Annotated in this window: 19 protein-coding genes; 5 read left to right on the forward strand and 14 right to left on the reverse strand. The window is 63.8% G+C overall.

The features are described 5' to 3' along the window. Nucleotides 1-109: 109 nt before the first annotated feature. The 5 genes from NX775_RS11650 to NX775_RS11670 all read left to right on the forward strand — a co-directional run bounded on the left by NX775_RS11650 (nt 110) and on the right by NX775_RS11670 (nt 6063). Nucleotides 110-1030, forward strand: a complete 921-nt coding sequence (locus NX775_RS11650; protein WP_183550117.1) for an AAA family ATPase — start codon at nt 110-112, stop codon at nt 1028-1030. Next, on the forward strand, nt 1030-2022 hold the full coding sequence (locus NX775_RS11655; protein ID WP_258836167.1) for a DUF58 domain-containing protein: 993 nt from the start codon (nt 1030-1032) through the stop codon (nt 2020-2022). Before NX775_RS11650 ends, NX775_RS11655 begins: the two co-directional genes overlap by 1 nt. After that, nucleotides 2019-4034: a transglutaminase TgpA family protein gene (locus NX775_RS11660; RefSeq protein ID WP_258836168.1), complete on the forward strand. Its 2016-nt coding sequence runs from the start codon at nt 2019-2021 to the stop codon at nt 4032-4034. The genes NX775_RS11655 and NX775_RS11660 overlap by 4 nt, the downstream gene beginning before the upstream one ends. Next, entirely contained in the window at nt 4031-5257 is a 1227-nt protein-coding gene (mltB, locus tag NX775_RS11665; RefSeq protein ID WP_258836169.1) for a lytic murein transglycosylase B, read from the forward strand. Before NX775_RS11660 ends, mltB begins: the two co-directional genes overlap by 4 nt. Nucleotides 5258-5724: 467 nt before the next feature. Further along, complete coding sequence (locus NX775_RS11670) at nt 5725-6063, forward strand: hypothetical protein (protein WP_183550106.1); 339 nt, start codon at nt 5725-5727, stop codon at nt 6061-6063. Nucleotides 6064-6330: 267 nt separating this feature from the next. On the opposite strand, the gene cysM is transcribed toward NX775_RS11670, so the two are convergent. The 14 genes from cysM to serC all read right to left on the reverse strand — a co-directional run bounded on the left by cysM (nt 6331) and on the right by serC (nt 20801). Next, nucleotides 6331-7233, reverse strand: coding sequence for a cysteine synthase CysM (cysM, locus tag NX775_RS11675; RefSeq protein WP_258836170.1), 903 nt, complete (start codon nt 7231-7233; stop codon nt 6331-6333). Between the two features lie 139 nt (nt 7234-7372). Next, the gene (locus NX775_RS11680) at nt 7373-8749 is read right to left on the reverse strand and encodes a M20/M25/M40 family metallo-hydrolase (RefSeq protein WP_258836171.1); all 1377 of its coding nucleotides are present in this window, start codon (nt 8747-8749) and stop codon (nt 7373-7375) included. A 128-nt stretch (nt 8750-8877) separates the two neighbouring features. Further along, nucleotides 8878-9225, reverse strand: a complete 348-nt coding sequence (locus tag NX775_RS11685; protein ID WP_258836172.1) for a ComEA family DNA-binding protein — start codon at nt 9223-9225, stop codon at nt 8878-8880. Between the two features lie 111 nt (nt 9226-9336). Continuing rightward, nucleotides 9337-10305, reverse strand: coding sequence for a D-glycero-beta-D-manno-heptose-7-phosphate kinase (rfaE1, locus tag NX775_RS11690; protein ID WP_258836173.1), 969 nt, complete (start codon nt 10303-10305; stop codon nt 9337-9339). 38 nt (nt 10306-10343) lie between these two features. Next, on the reverse strand, nt 10344-11519 hold the full coding sequence (lapB, locus tag NX775_RS11695) for a lipopolysaccharide assembly protein LapB (protein ID WP_258836174.1): 1176 nt from the start codon (nt 11517-11519) through the stop codon (nt 10344-10346). A gap of 13 nt (nt 11520-11532) precedes the next feature. Then, entirely contained in the window at nt 11533-11856 is a 324-nt protein-coding gene (locus tag NX775_RS11700) for a LapA family protein (RefSeq protein ID WP_183550089.1), read from the reverse strand. A gap of 153 nt (nt 11857-12009) precedes the next feature. Beyond that, on the reverse strand, nt 12010-12315 hold the full coding sequence (locus tag NX775_RS11705; protein ID WP_183550085.1) for an integration host factor subunit beta: 306 nt from the start codon (nt 12313-12315) through the stop codon (nt 12010-12012). A 26-nt stretch (nt 12316-12341) separates the two neighbouring features. Beyond that, nucleotides 12342-14048 carry a 30S ribosomal protein S1 gene (gene rpsA, locus NX775_RS11710; RefSeq protein ID WP_183550082.1) on the reverse strand — a complete coding sequence of 569 codons (1707 nt, stop codon included), beginning with the start codon at nt 14046-14048 and terminating at the stop codon, nt 12342-12344. Between the two features lie 341 nt (nt 14049-14389). Next, entirely contained in the window at nt 14390-15052 is a 663-nt protein-coding gene (gene cmk, locus NX775_RS11715; protein WP_258836175.1) for a (d)CMP kinase, read from the reverse strand. Between the two features lie 18 nt (nt 15053-15070). Then, a complete protein-coding gene (gene aroA, locus NX775_RS11720; RefSeq protein WP_258836176.1) occupies nt 15071-16402 on the reverse strand; it encodes a 3-phosphoshikimate 1-carboxyvinyltransferase in 1332 nt (443 codons plus the stop codon). After that, the gene (locus NX775_RS11725; RefSeq protein ID WP_258836177.1) at nt 16399-17301 is read right to left on the reverse strand and encodes a prephenate dehydrogenase; all 903 of its coding nucleotides are present in this window, start codon (nt 17299-17301) and stop codon (nt 16399-16401) included. The genes aroA and NX775_RS11725 overlap by 4 nt, the downstream gene beginning before the upstream one ends. Further along, nucleotides 17302-18405: a histidinol-phosphate transaminase gene (gene hisC / locus NX775_RS11730; protein ID WP_258836178.1), complete on the reverse strand. Its 1104-nt coding sequence runs from the start codon at nt 18403-18405 to the stop codon at nt 17302-17304. It abuts the gene before it with no gap. A gap of 21 nt (nt 18406-18426) precedes the next feature. After that, nucleotides 18427-19497, reverse strand: a complete 1071-nt coding sequence (pheA, locus tag NX775_RS11735) for a prephenate dehydratase (protein WP_258836179.1) — start codon at nt 19495-19497, stop codon at nt 18427-18429. Between the two features lie 218 nt (nt 19498-19715). Then, nucleotides 19716-20801 (reverse strand): 3-phosphoserine/phosphohydroxythreonine transaminase, encoded by a 1086-nt coding sequence (serC, locus tag NX775_RS11740; protein WP_258836180.1) that lies wholly within the window; start codon nt 20799-20801, stop codon nt 19716-19718. Nucleotides 20802-20805: the final 4 nt, after the last annotated feature.

Raw genomic sequence — 20805 nt, forward strand, 5'->3', positions numbered from 1 at the left:
ACGCTAATCTACCACGGCAGGCCGCAGCGCTGCTGTGCCGCCTTGTCAATCATGCATGCGCGCCAGGTCCGCCGACCTGTTTCATGTACCGAATAACGTAAAGCCAACCATGTTCAACAAATTGCACGCCGTCGCACGCCAGGTCAACGAGGTGGTGGTCGGCAAGGACCAGCAGGTGCGCCTGGCCTTGACCTGCCTGCTGGCCGGCGGCCACCTGCTGCTCGACGACCTGCCGGGTGTCGGCAAGACCACGCTGGCGCACGCGCTGGCCATCTCGCTGGGCCTGCGCTTCAACCGCGTCCAGTTCACCAGCGATTTGCTGCCGGCCGACGTGGCCGGCATCTCGATCTACGAGCGCGAAAAGAACGAGTTCGTGTTCCATCCGGGTCCGATCTTCACGCAGGTGCTGCTGGCCGACGAGATCAACCGCGCCACGCCCAAGACCCAGTCGGGCCTGCTCGAAGCCATGGAAGAACACCAGGTCTCGGCCGACGGCGTCACGCGCGCCCTGCCCGAGCCTTTCTTTGTCATCGCCACGCAGAACCCGGCCAACCAGGTCGGCGTGTTCCCGCTGCCCGAGTCGCAACTTGACCGCTTTTTGATGTGCCTGACGCTGGGCTACCCGGACGCCGCCGCCGAACGCGCGCTGCTGATGGGCGAAGACCGGCGCGCGATGCTCAAGACGCTGCAGCCGGCGATGCAGGCCACCGAACTGGCCGCGGCCCGGCACCAGCTGCGCACCATCCACGCATCCGACGCGCTGATCACGTATGTGCAGGCGCTGGCGCAGGCGTCGCGCCAGAACGGCATGTTCGCCGAGGGCCTGTCGCCACGCGCCGCAATCGCGCTGCTGCAGGCCGGGCGCGCGTGGGCTGCGCTCGAAGGGCGCGACCATGTGATCCCCGAGGATATCCAGGCCGTGCTGGTGCCGGTCTGTGCGCACCGCCTGCGGCCACTGCGCGCCGCGCACGGCACCGCGCTGGCCAGCCGCGACCTGGTGCTGCAACTGCAAAAGGCGGTCCCGGTCTGATGGCGCTGGCGCTCCGGGGCTGGTTGCGCCGCACGACCGGCACATGGCTGCCGCGCGGCGGCGCGCTCGATGCGGGCGAAGTGGTCATCAGCCAGCGCCGCGTGTTCATCGTGCCATCGCGCGCGGGCCTCGGGTTCGTGCTGCTGCTGGCCGTGCTGCTGATCGGCTCGGTCAATTATGGGCTCGGCCTTGGCTTCGGCCTGACCTTTCTGGCACTGTCATGCGCACTGGTCGACATGGTCGCCACCTACCGCAATCTGGCGCAGCTACGCCTGCAACAGGGCCGCACGGCGCCCGTGTTTGCGGGCGAAGTGGCGCAATTTGAGCTGCATGTGATCAACCGCACGCGCCTGGCGCGCTACGCCGTGCGGGCCGACTTTGCCGACTGGCTAGATGCGCGCCACGTCGCCGACATCGCCGCCGGCACGCAGGCCACCGTCACGCTCACACTGCCGACCACCGCGCGCGGCTGGGCGGCGCCGGCGCGTGTGAAGCTGTCGACGCGCTTTCCCCTTGGCCTGTTCGTCGCCTGGAGCTACTGGCGGCCGGCCGCGCAAGTGCTGGTCTACCCGCGTCCCGAAGACGGCGCGCCCGGCCTGCCGCTGCAGGGCGGCGGCGGCAACAGCGTGCGCACGGCCGGCCATGACGATTTTGCCGGCGTGCGCAATTACCAGGCGGGCGACTCGCCGCGCCAGATGGCGTGGCGCCAGATCGCGCGGCTCGATCCGAGCATCGGCGGCCAGTTGGTGACCAAGCACTTTGAAGGCGGTGGCGGCGACGAACTGGTGCTCGACTTCGACCGCCTGCCACGCACGCTCGACGTCGAACTGCGCCTGGCACGCCTGACGCGCTGGGTGCTGGACGCCGAAAGCCGCGCCCTGCCCTACGCCTTCCACCTGGGCGCCGTGCGCATCGACGCCGGCAGCGGCGCGGCGCACCAGGCGGCGTGCCTGCGCGCGCTGGCCTTGTATGGTATCGAGGGGCCCGCATGAACTTCCTGCGTACCCCACTGCCACGCGACAAGGCCGACACGCTGCTATTACTGGCCAGCGCGGTGCTGGTGCTGGCGCCGCACGCGCTGCACCTGCCGTGGTGGGTCTCGCTGCTGTGCGCGGCCACGCTGGCCTGGCGCGCCGCCATCACGCTGCGCGGCAAGCGCATGCCCAAGGCCATCGTCCTGCTGCCGATTGCGATTGCCGCCATGGTCGGCGTGCAGTTCAGCTACGACACGCTGCTCGGCAAGGATGCCGGCGTGGCGATGCTGGTACTGCTGGTGGCCTTCAAGATGCTCGAGATGCACGCGCGGCGCGACCTGTTCGTCGTGGTGTTCCTGTGCTTCTTCCTCGTGCTGACCAACTTCTTTTACGCGCAGGGGATCGGCACGGCGGTCATGATGATCGCGTCGGTGCTGCTGCTGCTGGCCACGCAGCTGTCGTTCCAGTTCACCGGCGCGGTACCGCCGCTGCGCACGCGCCTGGCGATGGCCGCGCGCATGCTGGTCTTTGCCGCGCCGATCGCGATCGCGCTGTTTTTCGTGTTCCCGCGCATCCAGGGCCCGCTGTGGAGCATGCCGGGCGGCCCGGGCGCTGGTACCTCGGGCTTGTCGGACCAGATGGCACCGGGCCAGATGTCGAACCTGGCGCTGTCCGAAGAGCCGGCGTTTCGCGTGCGCTTCTTTGGCCGCCCACCACTGCCGCCTCAGTTGTACTGGCGCGGCCCGGTGCTCGACGCCTTCGATGGCCTGACCTGGCGTCGCGGCGACAACACCGCGTCGGGCCGCAATCTGCGCCTGTCGGTCGGCGGGCCGGGACTGGAATACGAAGTCACGCTCGAACCGTCGCAATCACGCTGGGTGTTCGCGCTCGAGATGCCGGGCGAATTGCCGGTCGTGCCGGGCCACGAGTTGCGCATCTCGCCCCAGTTCGAACTAACGGCCGACACGCCGCTGGCGAGCCGCGTGCGCTACCGCGCCAGCTCGCATGTCGAGTATGCGCTGCAGAGTGGTCCTGTGCTCGCTGACACCAATCGCTGGCTGCTGCTGCCGTATGGCTTCAACCCGCGCGCACTGGCTGCCGGCATGGCCTTGCGCGCGCTGGCCGATCCGGCCGCGCGGGTGGACGCCGTGCTGCGCCAGTTCCGCGAGCAGCCATTTGAATACACGCTGGCCCCGCCGCTGCTCGGGCGCCATACGGTCGACGAATTCCTGTACGGGACACGCTCGGGCTTTTGCGAACATTACTCGGGTGCGTTCGTGTTCCTGATGCGCGCGGCCGGCGTGCCGGCGCGCGTGGTGACCGGCTACCAAGGGGGCGAACTCAATCCCATCGACGGCTTCATGACGGTGCGCCAGTCGGATGCCCACGCCTGGGCCGAAGTCTGGATCGCCGGCCGTGGCTGGCTGCGCGTGGATCCGACGGCGGCGGTAGCGCCGGAGCGCGTGCAGTCGGGGACGAACCGCGCCACGGAGCGGCCCGCGCCCTTCGGCATCGACGCACTGCGCGGCGTGAATCCGTTCGGACCGGAAGCCGGCGCCTGGCTGGCCGATGTGCGCAACGCGATGGGCGCGCTCAACAATGGCTGGAACCAGTGGGTGCTGAACTACACACCGGAACGCCAGCGCAGCGTCGTGCAAGGCTTGCAGGACAAGTTGCTCGGCTGGCCGTTCGGCGTCGCACTGGTGCTGACCGGATTGGCCTGGTGGGGCATGAAGATTTTGCGGCGCCGTCGCGAAATCGACCCGATCGATGCTCTATACTCGGTCTTGTGCAAGCGTCTGGGCCAGGCCGGCCTGCCGCGCGCGCAAGACGAAGGGCCCAGTGCCTACGCGGCGCGCATCCTCGCCACCGATGCTGCTACCGCCGCCGGCGCACAGGCCCTGGGCCCGCCCGCCCGCGAGGCCGCCATCGCCTTCCTGCGTCGTTACAGCGCCTGGCGCTACGCCGCGCCCGCAGCCGATCCCCGGCTCCATGCCACCTTGAAACGTCTATTGTCGCAAGTCAGATGAAATTAATTGTTACCCTGTTCGCCGCGCTCGCCCTTGTCGCCAGCGCGCATGGCGATGCGCTCGCCGCCCCTTCTTCCGACAGCCCGGCGCGCAGCGCGCAAGCCAAGACCAAGGCCGCGAAAGCAAAGGCCGCAGCGAAAGCCAAATCAACGAAAGCCAAATCAACGAAAGCCAAATCGTCCAAGGCGCGCAGCACGGCCGCCAAGGCCGCGCCAGTTGTTGCAGCCGGCGCCGCTGCCGCCAGCGTCGTTGACACCGACAACGAGCACGTCAACTTTCTGGAATGGCAACCTGTACGCGACTTCATCGACGGAATGGTGACGCAGCATGGCTTCGAGCGCGCGGCGCTCGAGACGCTGTTTGGCCAGGTGCGCTACATCGATACGGCCGTGCAGCTGGTCAAGCCGGCGCCGCCGGGCAAGCCGAAGAACTGGCAAGCCTACAGTGCCCGCTTCATCGAGCCGATCCGGATCCGGGCCGGCGTGCGCTTCTGGGAAGAGAACGCCGAGGCGCTCAAACGCGCCGAAGCGGCGTATGGCGTGCCGGCTGAAATCATCGTCGGCATCATCGGCATCGAGACCATCTATGGCCGCGACACCGGGCGCTTCCGCGTGCTCGACTCGCTCACTACACTGGCGTTCGCCTATCCGGATTCACCGAACCAGGCCGCGCGCCAGGCGTTCTTCCGCGATGAGCTCGCCAACACGCTGGTGCTGGCGCGCGAGCGCGGCTACGACCCGTTCTCGCTGCTCGGCTCGTTCGCCGGTGCGGTCGGTCTGCCGCAATTCATGCCGAGCAATATCCTCAAATATGGTGTGGACTTCGACAACGATGGCCGCGTCGATCTGCGCGGCTCCAGCGTCGATGCGATCGGCAGCGTGGCCAACTTCCTGATCCAGCATGGCTGGAATCCCGAGCACCGCGGGCCGACTGCGTATGCGGCCGACGTCTCGCCAACGCGTGCCTGGGAGTCGCTGCTCGGACTCGGTCTGGAAGCGACGCTGAAACCGGAAACGCTGCGTGCTGCTGGCGTGGTCACCAGCACGCCGCTACCGGCGGAGAACCTGTACGGTTTGATCGACCTGCAAAATGGTGCCGAGCCAACCGAGTACTGGGTTGCCAACGATAACTTCTATGCCATTACCAAATACAATCGCAGTTATTTCTATGCAATGTCGGTGGTGGACCTGGGACGTGCGGTGCGGGCTGCCCGACCAGAGTGAGGCACATCACACTTCCTTTCCGAGCGGGAAATTTTGTAATCCTTTGTAACAAGTTTCCTGTCAACTTTCAATATTGCTGACCAGCACTCGCTCGCATACCCCCCAGGGGTATGCTCAGACATCTTGCAATTATTCGTACTAAATATATTACGAATGTAGTCATACTCCCCATTTTCTTTTCATTTAGTCAGCAATTTCCATACTGTGCGGCATCAAAGGCTGGATGCCCGTACACTATTGATTAATCAAAAAACAATAGTTGTTTCGCGTGACTATATGAGAGAATTGCATTGCGGCTATTGTTGCAAGTAGACAACGGTAACCAAATCGAAAGAAACGATTCCGGCTTGCTCATGAGTATCGGTATCGAAATAGTTGTACAATTGAATAGAAATTTACGAAAGTAAAACCGGACTCGACGTTGTAAATGTTGATGACTCCGCACTAACCCCTAAGGAATATGAATCATGACTAACCAAGTCGGCATTGATATGAACAGCGATTCGGAAGGCGACGAGCTGCTTCAGTACAACCCGAACCGCCTTCTCGATACGCTGATCGAGAACCTGCGCCTGAAAAATGACGCTGCGCTGTCGCGCGCGCTGGAAGTGGCGCCGCCAGTGATTTCGAAAATCCGTCACCACCGCCTGCCAGTCGGCGCTTCGCTGCTGATCCGCATGCACGAAGTGAGCGACCTGTCGATCCGTGACCTGCGCTACCTGATGGGCGATCGCCGTGCAAAATTCCGCATCAGCGACAAGCAGTTCAAGCCAAAAGAAGGCGCGGTCCCGGCAATGAAGGACTGAGCAACGTCGGGCGCTTCAGGGCGTCTGCGTTGTTCGTCTGGCCAGGATTGAACGGGCCGTCGCCATCTGGCACGGCCGGCACCAGTAGTGCATACGCCCGCGCGGGCGTATGAGCCGCCGCATTGGCGGACGACCGAAGGAAATTGGCTTGGAGCCGATGGAAAGGTCTAGGCAGTCCAAGGACTGATTTGACGAGGCCGCCTGTGCACCAGGCGGCCTTTTTTATGGCGCAGTCAGTCTTGTAGCAGCATTGACCGCGCCGCTGCTTCAGGCAGGAAAGACCCCCGTGGACAGGTAGCGATCACCCCGGTCGCAGACGATGAACACGATGGTCGCGTTCTCGACGGTCTGCGCGATGCGCAGCGCCACTTCACAGGCGCCAGCGGCCGAAATGCCGCAGAAGATACCCTCTTCGGCCGCCATGCGGCGTGCCATCTGCTCAGCGGCTGCCTGGCTCACGCTCTCGACCTGGTCGACGCGCGCCTTGTCATAGATCTTCGGCAGGTAGGCTTCGGGCCACTTGCGGATGCCCGGGATCGACGAGCCTTCTTCGGGCTGCGCGCCGATGATGCGCACCGCCTCGTTCTGCTCCTTCAGATAGCGCGACACGCCCATGATGGTACCGGTGGTGCCCATGGCGCTGACGAAGTGGGTGACGCGCCCGTCGGTGTCGCGCCAGATTTCCGGTCCCGTGCTCTCATAGTGGGCGCGGGGATTGTCGTCGTTGGCGAACTGGTCGAGGATGATGCCCTGGCCGTCTTTCTGCATCTGCTCGGCCATGTCGCGCGCGTATTCCATGCCGCCGGTCTTTGGCGTGAGGATGATCTGCGCACCGTAGGCAGCCATGCTCTGGCGCCGCTCGATCGACAGGTTGTCGGGCATCAGGAGGATCATCTTGTAGCCGAGGATTGCCGCAGCCATCGCCAGCGCGATACCGGTATTGCCGCTGGTCGCTTCGATCAGCGTGTCGCCCGGCTTGATCTGGCCACGCAGTTCGGCGCCGCGCAGCATCGACATCGCAGCCCGGTCCTTCACGGAGCCGGCCGGGTTGTTGCCCTCGAGCTTGCCCAGGATGATGTTGTTGCGGGCCGCGCACTCCGCACCCGGCAGGCGCTGCAGCTGCACGAGCGGCGTGTTGCCGATCGTGGATTCGATGGTCTTGTATGCCATTGCGTTCTCTATTCCTTGCGATACCAAAACACCATTTTAATCCGAGACGAACGTCGACGTTGGAGGACGGGTTCGACAATGCAAAGGGCCGCGATGCAAACGTTCCATCGCGGCCCTTCTGTCTGCGTCAGACGCTGGCTTAACGCAGCGGCATCGGATACGTTGCGACGCTGACGTTACCGTCCTTGTCCACCGCCTGCACCCCGAAGAAGACATTGTCCTTCGACAGGTCGAGCGTGGCTTCCGTCACGTTGCCAACCCACTTTGAACCTTCCCAGTTGGCGCTGGTCGTGTCGCGCCAGACGATGCGGTAGCCGGCCAGATCGGGCTCGCCATTCGCTTTCCAGACCAAGGTGGAATCGTTGGTCAGGGCTGCGGTGCGCAGCTTGACCTCTTGCGGTGCGGCCGGCGCCATTGCGAGCGACGCCATCGCGGCGCCATTCACGCGCGTTACCTTGGCGATGTAGTCGAAGTCGACGTGGTCGATCGTGTCGCCGTACACCTTGCCGTTTTCGGTGCGCAGATCCTGGTGCTGGTGCGCGAAGTCTTCGGCTGGCTCGGTAAAGCGCAGCGCGGCGTAACCCTGCTCCAGGAACGGCATGTGGTCGCCCCCGCGCAGATAGCGGTCATGCCGCTGGATCACGCTGACCTTGAAGCCTTTCACGTAGCGCTCGCCCTGCTCTTTCGTGTGGCGCGCGAGCTGGCGCGAAAGCGAATCGTTCTCGCCGCCCGTGGCTACCAGCTGGCGCACGGCCTCGCTCATTTCCTTGGTCGCCGGGATACTCTGGGCAAACAGGCGCACCTGCTTGTTGTCGACCTTGCCATCGTCGCCCTTCGAGCTGCCGATGATGTCGTTGGTGAACATGCCGGCCACGTTCCAGTTCTTTTCACGCGCACCGACGGCCCAGTGGCGGGCGCCGATCAGGCCCTGCTCTTCGGCGGCCACGGCCATGAACACGAGCGTCGCGTCGAACTTGTACTTGGCCATCACGCACGCCAGTTCCATGATAGCGGCGGTGCCCGATGCATCGTCGTTCGCGCCTGGCGCGTCCGAGGTAGCGTCCATCACGTCCGAGGCGCGCGAGTCGTAGTGGCCGCTGACCACATACATGCGCTCTTTGGAAGCGGCCTGCGTGCCGGGTAGCGTCGCGACGACGTTGACGATCTCGGTGGGCTTGGTGATGCGCGCCGAGACAGGCGCCACGTGGCTGTCATACGTGACCTGCAATGGCGTGCCGGCACCGCAGCGCTCGAGCTCGGCCTTGATCCAGCGGCGGGCAGCGCCGATGCCGCGCGTTGGCGATTCGGTCTCGGACATCGTGTGGCGCGTGCCGAAGCTGACCAGCTTGCGGATATGGCCTTCGATGCGCTGTTGCGACACTTCACCGAGGATCTTCGTGATCTGGGCTTGCTGCGCAGTGATGTCGGGTTGTTTCGGTGTGGCGGGCGAAGCGGACGTAGTTGCTGGCGCAGCAGCTGAAGCGGCGCCTGCAGCGGCCAGCAGGGCTGCCAACAAGGCGGTTGAGACACGAGATGAGACACGGGCGTGAGGCATGACGACCTTTCTGATGTTGATGTTCAAGCATGATCTTGAAGAGCTGGAACATCTTGCCACGCGCCCGTGACGCTGTCAGTCAATACATGTCATGTTGCGGTCTTGGCGTCGGCCGGTTTGGCCGCCGACTTGTCGCCCTTGGCTGCAGCAGGCTTGGCGGCGGCGCCTTCCTTGGCCTTGCCGTTGACCACCAGCCCGGACTGACTCAGCTTGGCGGCCTTTTTATTGCCCATGCCCTTGACGCGCGTTTGCAGATCGGGCCAGTCCTTGAACTCACCCTTGGCGCGCTCGTCGAGGATGGCCTTGGACATGCTCGGCCCCACGCCCTTGACGCCATCGAGCGCGGCGACATCGGCTTTGTTCACATCGACCTGGGCAAACGCCATGCTCCCCGAGACAGCCAGCGCGGCAAAGGCAAGCATCAGTTTCTTGATCATCGAATTTCTCCATTGGTTGAAGACGCTGGACGGCGACGCCGCCCATCGCTCTTCTAACGGATCGCCCGGTGCGTCGTTGACGGGCCGGGCTTGAGGCAGATCAGGGGCGACTCAACCCGGAAACAGCTCGTCGCGCGTCACGGTGGCCGTGCCCAGCTTGCCGACGACGATGCCGCCGGCGCGGTTGGCCGTCACCAGGGCTTCGCCCAGCGGCGCGCCCGTGCCCAGCATCGTGGCCAGCGTCGCAATCACCGTGTCACCGGCGCCCGATACGTCGAACACTTCGCGCGCATCGGCATTCACATGCAGCACTTCGTCGGCCGTGAACAGGCTCATGCCTTCTTCGGAGCGCGTCAGCAGCAGTGCATCCAGGCCAAGCTCCACGCGCAGCGCCTGCGCTTTTTCGAGCAACTGCGCTTCGCTCTTCCAGCCGCCGACGACGCGCTGCAGTTCGGCGCGGTTGGGCGTGAGGATGCTGGCGCCTTTGTACGGCGTGAAATCGTCGCCTTTCGGATCGACCAGCACGATCTTGCCGGCGGCGCGCGCCAAGGCAATCATCTCGGCGACATTGACCAGCGCGCCCTTGTTGTAGTCGGACAGGATGATGACGTCGTAATCGGGCAGCAGCGCCTTGAACTGGCTGAGCTTATCGCGCAGCACGGTTTCGGTCGGCGCATCCTCGAAATCGATGCGCACCATCTGTTGCTGGCGGCCGATGACGCGCAGCTTGATGATGGTCGAGATCGCCTCGTCGCGCTTGAGGTAGCTGTGGATGCCCGCGCCCTGCAGCAGGCGCTCGACTTCATCGCCCGCTTCGTCGGCCCCCACCACGCCCAGGAGGCCCGTGTGGGCGCCAAGCGCGGCGGCATTGCGCGCCACGTTGGCGGCGCCGCCCAGGCGCTCCTCACGTCGCTCGATGCGCACCACGGGCACCGGCGCCTCGGGCGAGATGCGCGAGACGTCGCCGAACCAGTAGCGGTCGAGCATCACGTCGCCCACCACCAGCAGACGCACGGCGGATAGTTCAGGGGCCGCCTGCTGGCGGTAGTCATCGGCCGCCAGCAGGCGGCTCGGGGTCATTGGGATTTCGCTTGTCATTGAGATCGTTCGATGAACCGTCAGTTCATCACATTGAGTTCTTCGGTGCGGCGTGGCGGATACGAATCCCAGCGGTTGCAGCCCGGGCATTGCCAGTAGAACTGGCGCGCCTTGAAACCGCAATGGCTGCACTGGTAGCGCGCCAGCTTCTGCGTGTAGCGCTGCACCAGGTTCTTGACCATCGACAGCTCTTCCCAGACATGAGCCGGTGCATCCATCAGGCGCGCTTCGAGCAATTTGTCCAGGCCAAGCAGCGTGGGATTGCGGCGCAGCTCTTCCACCACCAGACCTTTGGCCGCTTCGACGCCATCGAGCTCGATGACGGCCTTGAACACCACTTCGATCAGGTCGATCGACGAGGCCTCGGCCAGGTATGAGCGCAGCAGGTTCACGCCTTCTTGCGGGCGGCCCACCTTGCGGTAGCCATCCATCAGACGCGCAGCCACCAGGGCCACGTGCGGCACGCTTTGCTGCTCCACGCGGCGCCAGGTCTTGAGGGCTTCTTCCACGTCGCCCTGGGCCAGCAGCGCGTCGCCGCGCAGGATCGTGGCGCGCACGCTGTGGCGATTCGCTTCGAGCGCCTTGTCCAGCAAGCGCATCGCGTCGCTCGGCGCCATGTGCACGAGCGCGTCGGCCGCCAGTTCGCAATAGAACTGGGCAATCTCGATCTGGCGCGCGCCGGCGCCGGATGCCTGCAAGTCTTCGGCCGCCTCGATGGCGCGCTTCCATTCTTTTTCGCGCTGGTAGATTTCCAGCAGCGAGCGGCGCGCCTGCACCGCGTACGGTGTGCCGGCCAGGCCATTGAACGATTCCTCGGCGCGGTCCAGGAGGCCCGCCTTCAGGTAATCGATGCCCAGTTCGTACTGCGCGTGCGCTTTCTCGTCGCTCGGCAAGTCCGGGCGCGCCAGCAGGTTCTGGTGCACGCGGATGGCGCGCTCGGTCTCGCCGCGGCGGCGAAACAGATTGCCCAGCGCGAAGTGCATATCGCTCGATTCAGGATCGAGCTTGACGATCTCGATGAACGAATCGATGGCCTTGTCGGGCTGGTCGTTGAGCAGGTGGTTCAGGCCCTTGAAGTAGCCGCGCGGCAGCGTGCGCGACTCGGAGACCACCTCGTTGATGTCAACCCGGGCAGCGAGCCAGCCCAGGCCAAAGAAGAAGGGGATGCCAAGCAGCATCCAGAGTTCGAAATCCATGGTGTTCTTGTTGTTAGTGGCGGGGTGCAACCGGTGGAACGGCATCCGGCGGCGGTGGCGTGGTGGCGACCACACCGGTACCGGCGGCGCTTTGGAGGGCCTGGATCGTGTACTTGTGCTGCCATTTTTCGCGGCGCTGACGGAACACGGTCGGCGCCAGGGCCAGGATGCCGAAGGCAGCGCCGGCAACAAAAAACGCCAGCAGCATCAGCACGAGCGGGCCGCGCAATTCATAGTCGAGGAAAAAATGCAGGTCGACCTCTTTCGTGTTCTTCAGCGCGAAGCCGAAGAACAGGATGAACAGGACAAATCCGACAATGGTCGAGACGAATTTCATCAACAGGTTCCGCTAGACAATGGTGTAAGGGCGAAGTGTCGCATATCCGCCATCATATTTCAAAACAGCGTGCGGCGTTGGGCCGTTGGCTGACCCGACAGGCCAAAAAAAACGGCACCCTCGCGGATGCCGTTTCTTGGTGCCAGCACTGACTCAATCGTTGATGATCGGTTGCCCGACCATCGCGTCCACCTGCTCGCGCAACTGCTTGCCCGGCTTGAAGTGCGGCACCCGTTTTTCGGGCACCATCACCTTGTCGCCGGACTTCGGATTGCGACCGATGCGCGGTGGGCGGCTGTTCAGCGAGAAACTGCCGAAACCACGGATCTCGATGCGTTGACCGGTTGCCAGGGCGTTGGTCATCGCATCGAGGATGGTCTTGACAGCAAATTCCGCATCCTTTGCCACCAGCTGAGAATAACGCTCAGCCAGTCGGTTGATCAGCTCGGACTTGGTCATCTGCAAGCTCCTCAGGGCTTACCTGATTAGTTCTTGTTATCGAACTTGGCCTTGAGCAGTGCGCCCAGGCTGGTCGTGCCCGAAGCAGCGCTGTTGTCGTTCGACAGCTTGCTCATGGCTTCTTGCGTATCGACATTGTCTTTCGCCTTGATCGACAGCTGGATGCTGCGAGCCTTGCGATCGATGTTGATCACCAGAGCTTCGACAGTGTCGCCGACTTTCAGGTGGGTGCCAGCATCTTCAACGCGGTCACGCGAGATTTCCGAAGCGCGCAGGTAACCTTCGACTTCTTCGCTCAGCGAGATCACGGCGCCTTTTGGCTCAACCGATTTCACGGTGCCGGTGACCAGCGAACCCTTGTCGTTCATCGACGAGTAGGTGTTGAACGGGTCGCCTTCGAGTTGCTTCACGCCCAGCGAAACACGCTCGCGCTCGACGTCGATGGCCAGAACCACGGCTTCCAGTTCGTCGCCTTTCTTGAAGCGGCGCACAGCTTCTTCGCCGGCTTCGGTCCACGACAGGTCCGACAGGTGCACCAGACCATCGATGTTGCCTGGCAGGCCGATGAACACGCCGAAGTCGGTGATCGACTTGATCGAACCCTTGACCTTGTCGCCCTTCTTGTGGGTCATGCCGAAGTCGTCCCATGGATTTGCTTTGCACTGCTTCATGCCCAGCGAAATACGGCGGCGCTCTTCGTCGATCTCCAGAACCATGACTTCCACTTCGTCGCCCAGCTGGACAACTTTGTTTGGTGCCACGTTCTTGTTGGTCCAGTCCATTTCGGACACGTGGACCAGACCTTCGATACCCTGCTCGACTTCGACGAACGCGCCGTAGTCGGTGAGGTTCGTGACTTTACCGAACAGGCGGGTGCTCTGTGGGTAACGACGCGACAGACCGGTCCATGGATCGTCGCCCAGCTGCTTGACGCCCAGCGAGACGCGGTTTTTCTCTTGATCGTACTTGAGGACCTTGGCGGTGATCTCTTGGCCAACCGACAGGACTTCGGATGGGTGACGCACACGACGCCATGCCAGATCGGTGATGTGCAGCAGACCATCGATGCCGCCCAGGTCGACGAATGCGCCATAGTCGGTGATGTTCTTGACGATACCGGTAACCACGGTACCTTCTTTCAGCGTTTCCATCAGCTTCTGACGCTCTTCGCCCATCGATGCTTCGATGACAGCGCGGCGCGACAGCACGACGTTGTTACGCTTGCGGTCCAGCTTGATGACCTTGAATTCGAGGGTCTTGCCTTCGAATGGGGTCGTGTCCTTGACTGGACGGGTGTCAACCAGCGAACCCGGGAGGAACGCGCGGATGCCGTTGGTCAGAACGGTCAGGCCGCCCTTGACTTTGCCATTGACGGTACCGGTGACGATTTCGCCCGATTCCATTGCTTTTTCCAGCGCCAGCCACGAAGCCAGACGCTTGGCCTTGTCGCGCGACAGGATGGTGTCGCCAAAGCCGTTTTCCAGCGACTCGATGGCCACGGAAACGAAGTCGCCTACTGCGACTTCCAGTTCGCCCTGGTCATTCTTGAATTCTTCGATTGGAATGAACGCTTCCGACTTCAGGCCTGCGTTGACGATCACGAAGTTGTGATCCAGACGCACGACTTCAGCCGAAATGACTTCGCCCGAACGCATGTCTTGACGCGACAGCGATTCCTCGAAGAGGGCGGCAAAGCTTTCCATACCAGTATCTTGGGTAGTTGCAGTAGACATAAAAAAGTTGGTTATTTCATGTGAGCCAGCAGACCGACGATAGTGCGGACTGAACTGGGTTAGGTTAAAACACGCTTGCGATGGCCAATATGCTGTCGCAAGCACCAAAGGACAAGGTCTTCAAGTGCCACCCTCAACAACGAAGATGCCAACCGGAAGACCATCGTCCCCACCCAGGTGGGGATCCAGATTTACTTGCAAACCACCATGGCGATGACTCAAGCCAATGGTGACGCATCGAACCGGGATTCCCGCCTGCGCGGGAATGACGTTCAGGCGCTGATGTCTAACGGTTTGCACTGCAACCGGTTGACACCACCGCCACCACGTCATTCAAAGTCTTATTTCTGCGCATACCAGGTCAGGACTTGCTCGACCGCCTGGTCGACCCCCATCGCAGAGGTGTCCAGGATATGCGCATCAGCCGCTGCGACCAGGGGAGCGACTGCGCGATGGGTGTCGCGTTCGTCTCTAGCCCGTAAATCTGCCAGCAGGTCGTTCATATTAGCAGAAAAGCCTTTGTCAATCAATTGCTTATACCGGCGTTGCGCGCGCGCCTCAGCACTTGCGGTGAGGAACACTTTGAGCTTGGCGGTAGGAAAGATCACCGTGCCCATATCGCGGCCATCGGCCACCAGTCCCGGCGCCTCGCGAAAGCCCAGCTGCAGATCAAACAGCGCCTGGCGCACGCTCGGCAAGGCGGCAATCTTCGACGCCATATTGCCCACCTCTTCCGCGCGGATCGCGTGGCTTACATCCTCGTGCGCCAGGTAGATCACGTCATCCCGGAAGCGCGCCGGCAGCTGCTGGGCCAGCTTGGCGATGCCCGCTTCGTCCGACAGCGGCAGCGCGCTGCGCAGTGCCTGCAGCGCCGTCAGGCGATACAGCGCGCCTGAGTCGAGCAGGTGAAAGCCCAGGCGGTCGGCGATGCGGCTGGCCACGGTCCCCTTGCCGGAAGCGGTCGGGCCGTCGATGGTGATGACTGGTACGTTTGAATTGGGCATGGGCTCGGGGCGGGTCAGTTAAAACAGCTCGTTGCGCGCAATGCCCGCAAACGCTTCGAAGTAGTCAGGGAAGGTCTTGGCGACGCACTTCGGATCGTTGATCCGCATGGCGTTGCCGCGCCGCGCCTTGCCGTCCAGGGACGCGAGCGAAAAGCACATCGCCATCCGGTGGTCGTCGTATGTGTCGATCGTGGCGGGCTTGAGTTCGTCCGGTGGCGTGATGCGGATATAGTCCGGCCCCTCCTCCACCTCGGCGCCGACCTTGCGCAGTTCGGTCGCCATCGCGCTCAAGCGATCGGTTTCCTTCACGCGCCAGCTGGCGATATTGCGCAGCGTGCTCGGGCCGTCAGCGTACAGCGCCGCGACCGCAATCGTCATCGCCGCATCCGGGATGTGGTTGAAGTCGGCGTCGATGGCTTTGAGCACGCCATTCGATTGCACCTCGATCCAGTTTTCGCCCCGCGTGACAATGGCGCCCATGCGTTCGAGCGCATCGGCAAAACGCACGTCGCCCTGGATGCTGTGCTCACCGACGCCTTCGACGCGCACCGGCCCGCCCGCGATCGCGCCGGCGGCCAGGAAGTACGACGCCGACGACGCATCGCCTTCGACGTGGATCGTGCCCGGACTTTGATACCGCTGGCCCGGTTGCACGGTGAACGAGGCCCAGCCATTCTGCTCGACCTCGACGCCGAAACGGCGCATCAGGTTCAGCGTGATCTCGATATAGGGCTTGGAAATCAGCTCGCCGACGACATCGACCGACACCGGATGCGTCGTGGCCATCAGCGGCGCGGCCATCAAGAGCGCGGTCAGGAACTGGCTCGATACATTGCCGCGCACCGCCATGCGGTTGGCCGTGATGTGGCCGCGGCGGATGCGCAGCGGCGGAAAGCCCTGCTCGCCCGTGTATTCGATCTGCGCGCCGACGGCGTTCAGTGCGTCGACCAGGTCGCCGATCGGGCGCTCGTGCATGCGCGAGACACCGTGGAGCGTGTAGTCGCCGCCGATCACGGCCAGCGCCGCCGTCAGCGGACGGATCGCGGTGCCCGCATTGCCCATGAACAGATCGGCTGCAGACTCGGGCAGCACGCCGCCGTTGCCATGCACGATGACCGTGCGCTCGTCGACTTCATCCCAGCGGATGCCCAGCGAGCGCAGTGCGCCCAGCATGACCATCGTGTCGTCGGACGCGAGCATGTCGTGGATCGTGGTTGTGCCCTCGGCCAGCGCGGCCAGCAGCAGCGTGCGGTTCGAGATGCTCTTGGAGCCCGGCAGCCGCACCACGCCCTGCGCGTGCAGCACGGGTTCGAGGTCGATATGCTGCGGATAGTGTTTTTGCTGCGTCATGTGTTTTCCTGAATTGGCGCGCGAGTCGAGCCGGCTTCGATGGCGATCTGCCACTCGTGGCGGGCGCGCTGCGCGTTCGCATAAATATCGTGCAATCCGGCCCCGTCACCGGCGGCGAGCATGGCCCGCATCGTCGTCAATTGTGCCAGATAGGCATCCAGCTCGGTCAACAGCGCAGCCTGGTTGGCCAGACTGATGTCGCGCCACATTTCGGGCGACGAACCGGCAATGCGCGTAAAGTCGCGAAAGCCACTGGCCGCGTACTGGAACAGCATGTCGGCGTGCGGCTTGCCAGCGAGGTCGTCCACCAGCGCGTAGGCCAGCAAGTGCGGCAGATGGCTCACAGCCGCGAACACGCGGTCATGGTCTTCGGGCGTCAGTTGATGGATCACGGCGCCACAGGCGCGCCAGGCGGCGGCGACACGTTCGACATCGCTTGCTGCGTTCTCGGGCAGCGGCGTGAGCACGGCCTTTTTGCCCTGGTACAGGCCGGCCAGCGCGGCATCGGGACCATTCGCTTCGCTGCCGGCGATCGGGTGGCCGGGCACGAACTGTGCTACCCGCTCGCCGAGCACCGCGCGGGCTGCTGCGACCACGTCGCACTTGGTGCTGCCAGCATCGGTGACGACCGTGCCGGGCGCCAGGTGCGGCAGCAGCGCGGCGAGGATCGGCCCCGTCTGCGCCACCGGCGCGGCCAGCAGGACCAGATCAGCATTGTCCATCGCATCGGCGTAGTCATCACAGACCCGGTCGATGATGCCAAGGGCCAGTGCCCGGGCCAGTGCCTCGGGATGCCGGCCGATGCCGACCACTTCCCGCACCTGCCCGGCGCGTTTGAGCGCCAGCGCGAACGACCCGCCAATCAGGCCGACGCCGACGATAACGATCTTGTCCAGCATTCAGCGGAGCGCCTTCTTCAACGCCTCGATGAAGGCCGCGTTCTCCTGCGGCAGGCCGATCGAGATGCGCAGCCACTGCGGCAGGCCATAGTTGCCGACCGGGCGCACGATCACGCCCTGCTTGAGCAGCGCCACGTTCACGCGCGCACCGGCGCCGTCGTCGTCGCCGACCCGCACCAGCACGAAGTTGCCGAACGACGGCACGTACTCGAGCCCCAGCTCCTCAAAGGCGGCGATCATCTGGCGATAGCCGTCCGCGTTGTTGCGCGCGCCCTGGTCCAGGAACGGTGTGTCGTTCAGCGCCGCGACCGCAGCGGCTTGCGCCAGCGAGTTGACGTTGAATGGCTGGCGGATGCGGTTCATCAGGTCAGTGACCGCTGGCTGCGCGATGGCAAAGCCCACGCGCAGGCCAGCCAGGCCATACGCCTTCGAGAACGTGCGCGACACGATCAGGTTCGGGTAGGTGCGCACCCAGGTGCTCGACTCGAACTGGTGTTCGGGCGCCAGGTACTCGTTGTACGCTTCGTCCAGCACGACGATCACGTGCGCCGGGACTTTTTGCAGAAACGCTTCGATCTGCGCGGCCGGGATGAACGTGCCGGTCGGGTTGTTCGGGTTGGCGACATACACCAGGCGCGTATCGGCATCGATGGCGGCCGCCATCGCATCGAGGTCGTGACCGTAGTCGACGGCTGGCACGACGATCGCGCGGCCACCGACGCCTTGCGTGGCCAGCGCATACACGGCAAACGAATACTGCGAATACACGACCGCTTCGCCTTTTTGCACGAAGGCGTGCGCCGCGATTTCAAGGATGTCGTTGCTGCCGTTGCCGAGCGTGAGCCACTCGAGCGGCACGTCGTAGCGCTTGGCCAACGCGGTCTTCAAATCAAACCCGTTGGCGTCCGGGTAGCGGCCCAGGTCGGCTGCCGCTGCTAGCATCGCGGCGCGGCTGGACTCTGGAATGCCGAACGGGTTTTCGTTCGACGCCAGCTTGACGATGTTCGCTTCGTCGAGACCATATTCGCGGGCCACTTCGGCGATCGGTTTGCCGGCCTGGTACGGGGCAATGGCACGGATGTATTCGGGACCAAATGTCGACATGAAAATCTCTCTCGTAATCGTTTAAAGGCTTTGCGGGTAGGACCCCAGCACCTTGAAGAAGGCGGCGTTGTCCTTGAGTTCCTCGAGCGCGCGCGCAACGGCGGCGTCGTGCACGTGGCCCTCGATGTCGACATAGAAGTAGTACTCCCAAGTGCCGATGCGGGCTGGGCGCGATTCAAAACGCGTCATCGACACGCCGTGCTTTTCCAGCGGTGCGAGCAGGTTGTAGACGGCGCCGGCCTTGTTTGGCACGGCCAGCACGATGCCGGTGCGGTCCTTGCCCGAGCGGCCGGTCTGCAACTGGCCGATCACGACAAAGCGCGTGCGGTTGTGTGGATCGTCCTGAATGTGGGCCTGCACGACGCCCAGGCGATACTGCTCGCCCGCCATCTCGCTGGCGATCGCGGCGACCGTCGGATCCTGGCTGGCCAGCACGGCCGCCTCGGCGTTCGACGCCACCGCGCGGCGCTCGATGTTCGGGTAATGCTGGTTCAGCCACACCTGGCATTGTGCCAGCGCCTGCGAATGGGCGCAGACGACGGTCACGCCGTCCATCGTGCCCGTCCTGGTCATCAGGCTGTGGTGGACCGCGATCGAGACTTCGCCGCTGATGATGGTGGTCGTTGCCAGCAACAGGTCGAGCGTGCGGTTGATGGCGCCCTCGGACGAATTCTCGACCGGGACCACGCCAAAGTCGGCGGTGCCGGCTTCGGTCGCGCGAAACACTTCATCGATCGACACGCACGGCAGCGCATCGATGGCCGTGCCGAACTGCTGGAACACGGCCTGCTCGCTGAAGGTGCCCGTGGGGCCGAGAAACGCCACCGTCACGCGCTTTTCAAGGGCGCGGCAGGACGACATGATCTCGCGGAAGATGGTCTGGACGTCGCTGTTCTTGAGCGGACCGGGATTGCGCTCGGCCACGCCGCGCAGCACCTGGGCTTCGCGCTCGGGGCGAAACACGGGCGCGTTGGTTTCGGCCTTCACGTGGCCGACGGCCTGTGCGACCTGGCCGCGCTCGCTCAACAGCTGGAGGATTTGTGCGTCGATCGCATCGATGCGTTCGCGCAAGGGGGTGAGTTTGTCTGTCATCGTTATGCTGGTTGGTCGATGTTGTTTGCGTTCGGGCCCATCAGCCGTGCATTGGACGCGTGGACGGGATACCCGTCCACCCTACGGTGCATTGAATGCGCGGGCCGGATACCCGCCCGCCCCACACATTGGGCGCGGGGACGGCACACCTGTCCACCATGCACATTGGCGTAGGGTGGACGGCTCCGCCGTCCACGCGTCCAGCCGGCCGATACGATCTACCGTCCCGCAAACGTGTTCAAATAATCGACGAGGGCCTGTACGCCCTCGATTGGCATCGCGTTGTAGATGGATGCCCGCATGCCGCCGACGGACTTGTGGCCCTTCAGTTGCAACAGCCCGCGCTCTTTTGCGCCGGCCAGGAATTGCTCGTTCAGTGATTCGTCACGCAGGTAGAACGGGATGTTCATGCGCGAACGGTAAGCCGGATCCACGCGGTTGGCGTAGAAATCGTCGGCGTCAAGCGCGGCGTACAGCAGGCGCGCTTTTTCAATATTGACCGCTTCCATCGCCGCCACGCCACCGCGCTCTTTCAGCCACGCGAACACGAGCCCTGCGATATAGATCGCATAGGTGGGCGGCGTGTTGTACAGCGAATCGTGCTCGGCGCAGGTCTTCCAGTGGAAGGCCGACGGGCACTGTGGCGAGGCAAAGTCGAGCAAATCATCGCGCACGATCACGAGCGTCAGGCCCGCCGGACCGATGTTCTTTTGCGCGCCGGCGAAGATCACGCCGTACTTGGAGATATCGATCTGGCGCGACAGGATGTGCGACGACATGTCGGCCACGATCGGCAGATCGGCCGGCACGTCGGGCGCGTCAGGGTATTCGACGCCGTCGATGGTCTCGTTGGTGCAGATGTGCAGATACGAGGCGTCGTCGCTCAGGCGCCAGGTGTCGCGGGCCGGCACGCGGGTGAAGTGCTCTAGCTCGCCCGATGCCGCGATGTTCACGCGCGCAAAGCGCGCTGCTTCCTTGGCCGACTTGCCCGACCAGGTGCCGGTGTGGACGAAGTCGATCACCGGGTCGGGCCGGCGCCCGGCCAGGTTGAGCGGCACGATGGCATTCTGCCCAAGCCCCCCGCCCTGCTGGAACAGGATCTTGTAATTGGCCGGCACGTTCAGCAGCTCGCGCAGATCAATCATCGCCTGGCGGTGGATGCTGGAAAATTCGGGACCACGGTGGCTCATCTCCATCACCGACATGCCGCTGCCATGCCAGTCGAGCATGTCGTGCGCGGCCTGTTGGAGCACCTCTTTCGGCAGTACGGCGGGGCCGGCCGAGAAATTGAAGATCTGGGTCATGCGG

The sequence above is a fragment of the Massilia aurea genome (genome assembly GCF_024753205.1).
Lineage (GTDB): Bacteria > Pseudomonadota > Gammaproteobacteria > Burkholderiales > Burkholderiaceae_D > Telluria > Telluria aurea.